The following is a 10,568-nucleotide window of genomic DNA, read 5'->3' on the forward strand; positions in this document are numbered from 1 at the left end:
GGCGGTCGACGCCGGCTTCCGGCATGTCAAGATGAAGGTCGGCCGCGACCTTGAGGACGATATCCGCCGCCTGACGATCGCCCGCGAGGTGATCGGCCCGGATCGTTACCTGATGATCGACGCCAACCAGGTCTGGGAGGTCGACCAGGCGATCGACTGGGTGAAGAAGCTTGCCTTCGCCAATCCCTATTTCATCGAGGAGCCGACGAGCCCGGACGATGTGGCGGGCCACCGCAAGATCCGCCGGGCGATCGGCCCGGTGAAGGTCGCGACCGGCGAGATGTGCCAGAACCGCATCATGTTCAAGCAGTTCATCGCCGAGGGCGCCATCGACATCGTTCAGATCGATTCCTGCCGCATGGGCGGGCTGAACGAGGTCCTCGCCGTGCTGCTGATCGCGGCGAAATTCGGCCTGCCGGTCTGGCCGCATGCGGGCGGCGTCGGCCTTTGCGAGTATGTGCAGCATCTTTCGATGATCGACTACGTCGCCGTTTCCGGTACGAAGGACGGCCGCGTGATCGAATATGTCGACCATCTGCACGAGCATTTCCTCGATCCCTGCCTCATTCGCGACGCCGCCTACATGCCGCCGGAGCGGCCCGGCTTTTCGATCGAGATGAAACCGGAATCGATTGCGGACTACACGTTCCGGTCTTAAGACTATCGCGCCGGCCTGGCCGGACCTGCCGGAAATGCGAGGGAGTGCCCAGCCTTGAAAGACGTCCTGACGATCGCCGAACTGAAGGCGCGCGCCAAGCGCCGCGTGCCGAAGATGTTCTTCGACTACGCCGATTCCGGCGCCTGGACAGAAGGCACCTATCGTGCAAACGAGGACGATTTCCACAAGGTGAAGCTCCGCCAGCGGGTGCTCGTCGACATGACGAACCGTTCGCTTGAAAGCGAGATGATCGGCGAGAAGGTCTCGATGCCGGTCGCCCTTGCACCGACCGGGCTGACCGGCATGCAGCATGCGGATGGCGAGATGCTGGCCGCACAGGCGGCGGAAGCCTTCGGCGTGCCCTTCACGCTGTCGACCATGAGCATCTGCTCCATCGAGGACGTGCGCTCGGTCACGACAAAGCCCTTCTGGTTCCAGCTCTACGTGATGCGGGACAAGGATTTCGTCCACAACCTGATCGACCGGGCGAAGGCGGCCGGCTGCTCGGCACTGGTCCTGACGCTCGACCTGCAGATCCTCGGCCAGCGCCACAAGGACCTGCGAAACGGGCTTTCCGCGCCGCCGAAATTCACGCCGAAACACGTCTGGCAGATGGCGACGCGACCCTTCTGGTGCCTCGACATGCTGAAGACGAAGCGCCACACCTTCCGCAACATCGTCGGTCATGCGAAGGGCGTCAGCGACCTGTCGTCGCTGTTCGTCTGGACCAACGAACAGTTCGATCCCAAGCTCTCATGGGCGGATGTCGCCTGGATCAAGGAGCGCTGGGGCGGCAAACTGATCCTCAAGGGCATCCTCGACGAGGAGGATGCGCGCATGGCGGTCGGCACGGGAGCGGACGCCATCATCGTTTCCAACCACGGCGGGCGCCAGCTCGACGGCGCGCCGTCCTCGATCAGCATGCTGCCGCGCATCGTCGACGCGGTCGGCGACAAGATCGAGGTTCATCTCGACGGCGGCATCCGCTCCGGGCAGGACGTCTTGAAGGCGCTCTGCTACGGTGCCAAGGGCACCTATATCGGCCGTTCCTTTCTCTATGGCCTCGGCGCCGGCGGCAAGGCGGGCGTCACACGGGCGCTGGAGATCATTCGCCGCGAACTCGACGTCACCATGGCGCTCTGCGGCGAGCGGGACGTGCACAATCTCTCGCGCAGGAACCTGCACCGGGAACTCTGAGGCTTCCGCAGTTTGCGATGGATGCGTTACACGCCGCCCGGCAGCTTCGGCGCATAGGCGGCCGCGTCGACGGACGACGGGCGGCCTGCCAGCATCAACTGGCTGACGCGCGGCGCCGAGCGGGCGATGACCTTGCCGCGACGAATGACGGCGAGGCGCGTCGCCTTGAGGCGCAGAGCTTCCAGCGGATCGCGTGCCTGCAACATGACCATGTCGGCGTGGCAGCCCTTGGCGAGACCGTAGTGCTCCAGGCCCATCGCCTTTGCCGAATTGACAGTCAACGCATCGAAAATCTTCCGCTTGTCCTCGATGCCCGCCATCTGCGCCACGTGGATCGCCATGTGGCCGACCTCCAGCATGTCGCCGGACCCCATGGAATACCAGGGGTCCATCACGCAGTCGTGGCCGAACGAGACGTTGAGGCCGGCAGCCATCAGTTCGCGCACCCGCGTCATGCCGCGCCGTTTCGGATAGGTGTCGTGCCGGCCCTGCAGCATGATGTTGATGAGCGGGTTCGGGATGACGTTGATCTCCGCCTCCGCCATCAGCGGGATGAGCTTGGAGACGTAGTAGTTGTCCATCGAATGCATCGAAGTCAGGTGCGAGCCGGCAACCCGGCCCTCGAGGCCGAAGCGCACGGTCTCGGCGGCAAGCGTCTCGATGTGGCGCGACATCGGGTCGTCCGTTTCGTCGCAGTGCATGTCGACCGGCAGGCCGCGGTCGGCGGCGATGCGGCAGAGCGCCTCGACCGATTCCTTGCCCTCCGCCATGGTGCGCTCGAAATGCGGAATGCCGCCGACGATGTCCAGGCCCATGTCGAGCGCACGCTCGAGCGATTTGCTGCCGTCCCGCGCCCGGAAGTAGCCGTCCTGCGGGAAAGCGACGAGCTGGAGGTCGATATAGGGGGCAACCTTTTCCCGCACCTCGATCAGCGCTTCCGCCGTCACCAGCCGCGGATCGCTGGTATCCACATGGCTGCGGATGGCGAGCAGTCCCTGGGACGCGGCGAGATCGCAATAGTTCAGTGCGCGTTCGACCAGCGCCTCGCGCGTCAGCAGCGGGCGGAGGTCGCCCCACAGGGCGATACCTTCAAGCAGCGTGCCCGAGACGTTCATGCGCGGCAGGCCGAGGGACAGCGTCGCGTCCATGTGGAAATGCGGATCGACGAAGGGCGGCGTGACGAGCCGGCCGGTCGCATCGATCTCGTCCTTCGCGACCGCCTCAATGCGCGGGCCGATTTCGGCGATCGTGCCGCCGGAAACGCAGATGTCGACGCCTTCGCTTCCGTCCGGCAGGTTGGCGTTGCGGATGATGAGATCGAACATGGAGGTCACCTTGTGTCTGTCAGCGTTCGCCGCGCCGGTAGGGCTGCATCAGGGCCTGCGGCACGCGGGCGCGCCGCGCCATGATCGCGAGCGCCGCGATCGAGAGGATATAGGGGATCATCAGGAAGACCTGGTAGGGCACGCCTTCCAATACCGTCTGCAGCCGGAGCTGGAAGGCGTCGAAGAAGGCGAAGAGCAGGGCGCCGAACAGGGCCCGCCCCGGCCGCCAGGACGCAAAGACGACGAGCGCGATGCAGATCCAGCCGCGTCCCTGCATCATCGTCGGGAAGAAGCTGTTGAAGGCCGAGAGCGTCAGGAACGCGCCGCCCACCGCCATCAGCGCGTTGCCCGCCATGACGGCGATGTAGCGCATCGTGACCGGATTGACGCCCTGGGATTCCGCCGCATGCGGATTTTCCCCGGACATGCGAAGCGCCAGGCCGAAGGGCGTGCGAAACAGGATATAGGCGAGCAGCAGAGCGATGACGATGGAAAGGTAGGTCGGCGCGGTCTGCGTGAAGAAGGCGGGGCCGACGAAGGGGAGGTCGGAAAGGCCGCGGATGAAGATCGGCTGGAACGGCGTCACGGTCGGCGGCGTCGAGGCGAGCGGCACGGTGAGCCGGAAGACGTAGTAGCTGAGGCTCGAGGCGAAGAGGGTGATGCCGAGGCCGGTGACATGCTGCGACAGGCCGAGCGTGACGGTCATGACAGCGTGGAGGAGCCCGAACATCGCGCCCGACAGGGCCGCAGCGAGCAGCCCCGTCCAGAGGTCGGCACCGTTGAAGACCGCGAGCCAGCCGGCCATGGCGCCGAAGGTCATGATGCCCTCGATGCCGAGGTTCAGCACGCCGGACCGCTCGCTGAGGAGCGCGCCGAGCGTGCCGAAGATCAGCGGCGTCGCGATGCGCAGGACGGCGGCCCAGAGTCCGGCGGATGCCACGATGTCGAAAACGAGCGTCATCGGCGGATCCTGTACTGGGTGAAGAAGAGCGCGACGAGCATGGTCAGCAGCGAGAGCGCCACCGTCACGTCCGCGATATAGGTTGGAATGCCGAGCGCCCGGCTCATGCCGTCGGCGCCGACGAACATGGTTGCCGTGAAGAGCGCGGCGGCGACGACGCCGATCGGATGCAGGTTGGCGAGCATGGCGACGATGATGCCGGAATAGCCGTAACCCGGCGAAAGGTCGGTCGTCACATAGCCCTTCACACCCATGACCTCGATGGCACCCGCGAGCCCCGCAAGCCCGCCGGAGAGGCAGGCGACCTTGACGAGCGTCAGCCCGAGCGGAACGCCGGCGAAGACGGCGCCGTCCGGATTGAGGCCGGCGGCGCGCGATTGCAGACCGAAGACCGTGCGCGACTGTATCAGATGCACCGCGACCGCCACGGCAACAGCGACCAGGAGGCCGACATGGAGACGTGAGCGGTCGATCAGCTTCGGCAGAAGCGCATGGTCGCCGACCGGCATCGACTGCGGCCAGCCGAAGGCGAGCGGATCCTTCAGCACGCCATCGATCAGCATGGAGACGAAGAGCACGGCCACGAAGTTGAGGAGAAGACTGGTGACCACCTCGTCCACGGCGAAGCGGAGCCTGAGCCAGAGCGGCAGGAGCAGGAAAAGCATGCCGGCGACGGCGCCGCCCGCGAAGAGGAGGGGGATCAGCGCGGGTGCCGGCAGCCCGGACAGCGCACCGGAGCCGAGCGCCGCGACGGCGATCGCGCCGAGATAGAACTGTCCCTCGGCACCGATGTTCCAGAGCCTGGCCCGGAAGGCGATCGCAGCGGCAAGGCCGGTGAGGATCAGCGGCGTCGCGCGCGTCAGGGTTTCGGTCGCGGCAAGCCGGGTGCCGAAGGCGCCGGTCAGGATGCGGCCATAGGCTTCGAAGACCGGCGCACCGGCGAGCGCGATGAGGATACCGGCAAGTGCCAGCGCCGCAACGATGGCGATCAGCGGCGACAGCACGACGAGCCAGAGCGGACGGTGCTCGCGGCGCTCAAAACGCATGGTCGTTCCTTTCGGTCATCTGCCATTCGCCGGACATCATCAGCCCCAGCATGCGCGAATTGGCTTCCTCAGCAGGGACCGGCAGGGACAGCCGGCCCTTGACGATCGCCTGGATGCGGTCGGCGAGGCCGAGCACCTCGTCCAGGTCCTCTGAGATCAGCAGCACGGCCGTTCCCTGAGCGCGGGCCTCTAGGATGCGGGCATGGATCGCGGCGACGGCGCCCTCGTCGAGCCCGCGTGTCGGCTGCACGGCGACGAGGATGCGGGGACGATCGATGAGATTGCGGCCGAGGATCAGCTTCTGCATGTTGCCGCCGGACAGCAGGCGCGTCCGGCTTCCGGCGGCGGCGCCGCGCACGTCGAAGTCTCCGATGATGCGGTTGGCAAAAGCCATGCCGGCCTTGCGGTTAACGACGCCGCGTCGCGAGAAGGCCGGCGACCAGAGACGTTCCAGCACGGCATTCTCCCAGATCGCCAGCTCGCCGATCGCGCCCTGCCGGTTGCGGTCCTCCGGGATCCGGCCGATGCCCGCTTCGATCAGCCCGCGCACGTCGAATCCGGAAACCGCCTCGCCGAAGGCAAGGAGCCTGCCGGCCGACGGCGAGACCAGACCCGACATGAGTTGGGAGAGTGTTGCCTGGCCGTTGCCGGAGACGCCGATGATGCCGAGCGTCTCGCCTTCGCGCAGGCGGAAGCTGATGTTCTGGAGACGGTCGATGCCGCCTTGGCGGACCGTCACGCCGGCGACCTCGAAGACGGTTGCGCCCGGCTTGGCGGCCGCCCGTGTCGGCCGCGTCACGCGTTTTCCGACCATCAGCTCCGCAAGCTCGGCCTTGTCCGTCGCGCCGACCAGGCGCTCTGCTGCCACCTTGCCGCCGCGCAGCACCACGATGCGATCCGCCGCCGCCATCACCTCGTCGAGCTTGTGCGAGATGAAGATGAGCGACAGGCCGTGCCGTGCCATCTCCTTCAGCGTCGCAAAGAGCTTCTCCGCCTCGATGTTGCTGAGCACCGCCGTCGGCTCGTCGAGGACCAGGATGCGCGCGTCATTGTAGAGCGCTTTGAGGATCTCGACACGTTGCTGCTCGCCCACCGAGAGATCGCCGAGCCGGGCATCGGGATCGACGGCGAGGCCGAAACGTTTGGCGATGGCCAGCAGCCTGGCGCGCGCCGCCTTGCGGTTGGAGCGGAGTGACAGCAGGCTCTCCGTGCCGGTCATGACGTTGTCCAGCACCGAGAGGTTCGGCGCCAGTGCGAAGTGCTGGTGCACCATGCCGACGCCGGCGCGGATCGCAGCGCGGGGCTTGCCGGGAGGCAGGTCGGTGCCGTCGACCCGCACAGTACCGGTGTCCGGCGTGTAATGGCCGAAGAGGACACTCATCAGCGTCGTCTTGCCGGCGCCGTTCTCGCCGAGAAGGGCCAGCAGCTCGCCCTTGTTCAGATGGATCGAGATGTCGTCGTTGGCGACGGTCGAGCCGAAGCGCTTGCTGATGTTGCTGAGTTCGAGCACCGGAGAGGCGGTCATGCGGCCAGTCCTGCGACGGGAAAACGATGCCGCCAGCGCTGCTCTGCCGCGAGTCGGTCGGCAAGCGCAAGCAGTATGCGATCCGATCCCATCGGCCCAACAAGCTGGACGGGGAGCGGCAAGCCGTCGCCGTCGGCTCCGAAGGGCAGTGTCAGCGCGGGGACGCCTGAGATATTGGCGAGCGTCGCCAGAGGGGCGAATGCGGCCATGCGGCTGAAATGCAGGTTCGCGTCTGTGTGATCGGTCGGGAAGCTGCCAAGCGGTGGCGGGGCCGTTGCAAGCATGGGCGTGAGCAGGCAGTCGAACCCGTCGAACAGGTTCCAGAGCGCATGACTGACGGACACGGCCGCCGTCAGGCTGTCCCAGAATGCGGTCGCAGGCATCGCCGCGCCGCGTTCCGCGACCGCGCCGGTCATCGGTTCGCAGAGCGAGAGGTCGAGGCGGAGGCTTTCGACGAGGCGCGCGAGATTGACGGAAATGATGTCGGCGAAGACCCGGTTGCTCGCCCCGGCAAGGCCTTCCAGTTCGGCCCAGGCGACGACCGGGACGATCCTGTGCCCGTCCGCTTCCAGCGCCCGTGCGGCATCGGAAACGGCCGTGGCGCGCTGCAGGTCCATCGGGAAGCGGCTGCCGGTTTCGGCAAGGACGCCGATTCGCAGCTTTCCGGGTGCGGCATCCGAAAAAGCGAGATCGGCGAAGGGTCCGCGCGCCCGGCCGGCCAAGGCAGAGAGGGCGCGTCGGGTGTCTCGAACCGAGCGGGCGACGACGAACTCGCTGGCAATACCGCCGAGATGGTTGCCGAAGGCGGGACCGCCGGGCATGGCGCCGCGTGTCGGCTTAAGGCCGACGAGACCGCAACACGCGGCCGGTACACGAATGGAGCCGCCGGCGTCGGTGGCATGCGCGATGGCGACGATGCCGGCCGCCACCGCCGCCGCCGCGCCACCGGAGGATCCCCCGGCCGTCAGCGCGGAAGCAAGCGGATTGCGGCAGGTCGGACCGCGTGCCGGTTCGCTGGCGAGCGACAACCCGACCTCAGGGCTGGTCGTCATGCCGAAGACGCATAGTCCCGCCGCCCGGAAGCGCGCAGCAAGGTCGGAATCCATGCTGCCGCCGGCGAGATGGTCGAAGAGATGCGACCCGGCCCGCACCGGGAAGCCGGCAAAGGGTCCGCCGAGGTCCTTGGCAAGCGTCGGAACGCCCGCGAAGGCGCGTGTTGCGAAGCCGGCGGGGTCGGAGCGACGCTCCTCGTCCATCGCGTCCGCCACCTTGCGGCCGCGGTCCGCGTCGATGTGACAGAGGGCGCCGAGGTCGCGGTGGCGTTCGGCCGCGGCAAGGCTCGCGTCCATCGCCTCGCGACAGGTTACGGTGCCGCATGCGATCGCGGCAGCGAGCGCCGTTGCGTCGTCCCGATCCGTCACGGCCGGCATGTCGCCCAGCGTGGTCGCATCCAGCATGGTCCTGCCCGCCGCCGAGCCGTTACTTGGGCTCTTCCATCATGATCGGCACTTCGAAGGTACCGGCCTTGATCTCGGCGCGTTTCGCCTCCATCGCCGTTTCGGCTTCCGCCGAGGCAACGCCCTTCACATAGACGATGTCGCTGCCGCCGTCCTTCATCAGGCCGTAGGCGGTATAGACCTTGCCGACCGGCTTGCCGGCAGCCACGTCGGCGACCGCCGCGTCGAGGATCGGCCGGAAATACCACATGGCATTGGCGAAGACCGTTTCGGGATAGCGCGGCGTATAGTCGAGAAGCGAACCGACCGACTTGATTCCACGCTCCTTGGCGGCATCCGCCGTGCCGATGCGCTCGCCGAACAGGATGTCGGCGCCGGCGTCGATCTGGGCGAGGCCGGCTTCGCGGGCCTTGGGCGGGTCGAAGAAGGTTCCGATGAAAGAGACGAGGTGCTTGGCATCGGGGTTGACGGCCTTGACGCCTTCGGCGAAGGCGTTGATCAGCATGTTGACTTCCGGGATCGGGATTGCGCCGACGGAACCGACGATGTTGGACTTCGTCATCGTGCCGGCCAGCATGCCTGCAAGATAGGCGCCATCGTGGTTCCAGGTGCCGAAAACGCCGAAATTGTCGCCCGCGGACTCGCCGCTGGAGCCCATCAGGAAGGCCGTGTCCGGATAGTCGGCGGCAACCTGGCGCGCCTCGCGCTCGACCGCATAGGATTCGCCGACGATCAGCTTGTTGCCCTGTTCGGCATATTCGCGCATGGCGCGGGGATAGTCGGTGCCGGAGACGCCTTCCGAGAAGGTGTATTCGATTGCGCCGTCTGCCGCCGCCGCCTGCAGCGCCTCGTGAAGGCGCGAGTTCCAGGCGTTTTCGACCGGCGATGCGTGGATGCCGGCCACCTTTAGCGGCGCCTGAGCGCGCGCACCCGGCATGAAGGCGCCGGCGCCGAGGACGAGGCCGGTTGCGAGCACGGAACGGCGTGAAATCATGATATTTTTCGTCACGTTAGCGAACCCCTTTTTATTTACCAATTGGTCTAAAAACCATAGGATTCGCTCAAAAACGAGTCAAGCGAGCGACATGCCCAGAAAATGGTCAAGCACACGATTCATGCAGTCTACGGCCGTCGATACAACCGGTGTGGCGTGCCGGCGCGGTACGCTGTAGTGCAGGATGCAGACGACGGAGCGCGGGAGGCTCTCACCCATGCCACTCAATCGAAACGAGGTCTACGAACTCTCGATCTTCCTGCTGATCGTGCAGTACCGCAGTTTCCGCAAGGCCGCCGATCACTTGGAGATGACGGCCTCCGCGCTCAGCCACCGCATGAAGGCACTGGAGGAGCGTCTCGGTGTCCGCCTGCTCAACCGTACCAGCCGCAGCGTCGCGCCGACCGTGGCCGGCCGGGCGCTTGCGGAGAAGATTGCAGCCGGCCTCGACATTATTCACGGCGGGCTGGACGATCTGAGAGGTCAGTATCACGGAGCGGCGGGATCGATCCGCATCAACCTGCTGCGCGACGCCGCGACCCTGCTGCTGCGTCCCGTCCTGCCGGTCTTCCTGCAACGCTACCCGAACATAGAGATAGAGGTCGCAGCCGACGATCATTTCGTCGATGTCACCGCGGAAGGGTTCGACGCGGGGCTGCGCTATGCCGGCACGATTCCCGAGGACATGATCGCTGTCCCGCTGACCCCGTCGCTGAAATGGGTCGCCGTCGGCGCGCCGTCCTATTTCGCCCGAAACGGTCGGCCCCGCGATCCGGACCATCTTCTCGACCATAGCTGCATCCGCATCCGCACCGGCCGCGGCCAGATCTACAAGTGGGAGTTCGAGCGCGGAGAGGAACGGCGCGAGATCGATGTGCCCGGCGCCGTCATCTCGGGCGAGTCGGATTTCGCGATCAATGCGGCGATCGACGGTGTGGGACTGTTCTACTGCCTCGAGAAACTGGCGCGGCCGCATGTCGCGAGCGGCCAGCTCGAAGTGGTCCTGCCGGACTGGGCGTCCTACGGACCGCCGTTCGCCATATATTATTCCAGCCGCCGCCAGCTTCCCCATGGCGTAAGTGCGCTGATCCAGGTGATCCGTGAACTCGATCCCTGTGGCGATGCCGGGTAATGATGAGCTGGCATCATCGATGCGTTGAGCTTTGCGTCATTGATTCATCGATCGGGACTGAATACCACCACATGAACAACGGTCGCCCGGACTGCGCCGGGTCCAAAGGGAGACGGGACTATGTATACGGCGGGTCCGAAGCGTTACGAGAATACCGACTATCGCCCCTGTGGCCGGTCAGGCCTGAAACTGCCGCCGATCTCGCTCGGGCTCTGGCAGAATTTCGGCGGTACCGATATCTTCGAGACGGGCCGGGCGGTCATCCGGCGCGCC

Annotated in this window: 9 protein-coding genes; 3 read left to right on the plus strand and 6 right to left on the minus strand. The window is 66.2% G+C overall.

From position 1 onward, the window contains the following. The coding region (locus LXM94_RS24095) for an enolase C-terminal domain-like protein (RefSeq protein ID WP_329605644.1) at window positions 1-658 on the plus strand (658 nt) is incomplete at its 5' end. 54 nt (window positions 659-712) lie between these two features. Further along, complete coding sequence (locus LXM94_RS24100; RefSeq protein ID WP_268965234.1) at window positions 713-1,855, plus strand: alpha-hydroxy acid oxidase; 1,143 nt, start codon at window positions 713-715, stop codon at window positions 1,853-1,855. Window positions 1,856-1,881: 26 nt separating this feature from the next. On the opposite strand, the gene LXM94_RS24105 is transcribed toward LXM94_RS24100, so the two are convergent. Genes LXM94_RS24105 through LXM94_RS24130 form a run of 6 tightly spaced genes read right to left on the minus strand, consistent with a single transcriptional unit; the run spans window position 1,882 to window position 9,178 of the window. Then, complete coding sequence (locus tag LXM94_RS24105) at window positions 1,882-3,180, minus strand: amidohydrolase family protein (protein ID WP_235774171.1); 1,299 nt, start codon at window positions 3,178-3,180, stop codon at window positions 1,882-1,884. A gap of 19 nt (window positions 3,181-3,199) precedes the next feature. Continuing rightward, the gene (locus LXM94_RS24110) at window positions 3,200-4,141 is read right to left on the minus strand and encodes an ABC transporter permease (RefSeq protein WP_235774173.1); all 942 of its coding nucleotides are present in this window, start codon (window positions 4,139-4,141) and stop codon (window positions 3,200-3,202) included. Further along, entirely contained in the window at window positions 4,138-5,187 is a 1,050-nt protein-coding gene (locus LXM94_RS24115) for an ABC transporter permease (RefSeq protein ID WP_235774175.1), read from the minus strand. Before LXM94_RS24115 ends, LXM94_RS24110 begins: the two co-directional genes overlap by 4 nt. Beyond that, entirely contained in the window at window positions 5,177-6,712 is a 1,536-nt protein-coding gene (locus LXM94_RS24120; RefSeq protein WP_235774177.1) for an ABC transporter ATP-binding protein, read from the minus strand. Before LXM94_RS24120 ends, LXM94_RS24115 begins: the two co-directional genes overlap by 11 nt. Continuing rightward, a complete protein-coding gene (locus LXM94_RS24125; RefSeq protein WP_235774179.1) occupies window positions 6,709-8,169 on the minus strand; it encodes an amidase in 1,461 nt (486 codons plus the stop codon). Before LXM94_RS24125 ends, LXM94_RS24120 begins: the two co-directional genes overlap by 4 nt. 22 nt (window positions 8,170-8,191) lie before the next feature. Further along, window positions 8,192-9,178 (minus strand): BMP family protein, encoded by a 987-nt coding sequence (locus LXM94_RS24130; RefSeq protein WP_235774181.1) that lies wholly within the window; start codon window positions 9,176-9,178, stop codon window positions 8,192-8,194. Between the two features lie 202 nt (window positions 9,179-9,380). On the opposite strand from LXM94_RS24130, the gene LXM94_RS24135 reads away from it, so the two are divergent. Further along, window positions 9,381-10,295, plus strand: coding sequence for a LysR family transcriptional regulator (locus LXM94_RS24135; protein WP_235774183.1), 915 nt, complete (start codon window positions 9,381-9,383; stop codon window positions 10,293-10,295). The last annotated feature ends 273 nt before the right edge of the window (window positions 10,296-10,568 follow it).

The sequence above is a fragment of the Rhizobium alarense genome, from assembly GCF_021555155.1.
Classification (GTDB): Bacteria; Pseudomonadota; Alphaproteobacteria; order Rhizobiales; family Rhizobiaceae; genus Rhizobium_D; species Rhizobium_D alarense.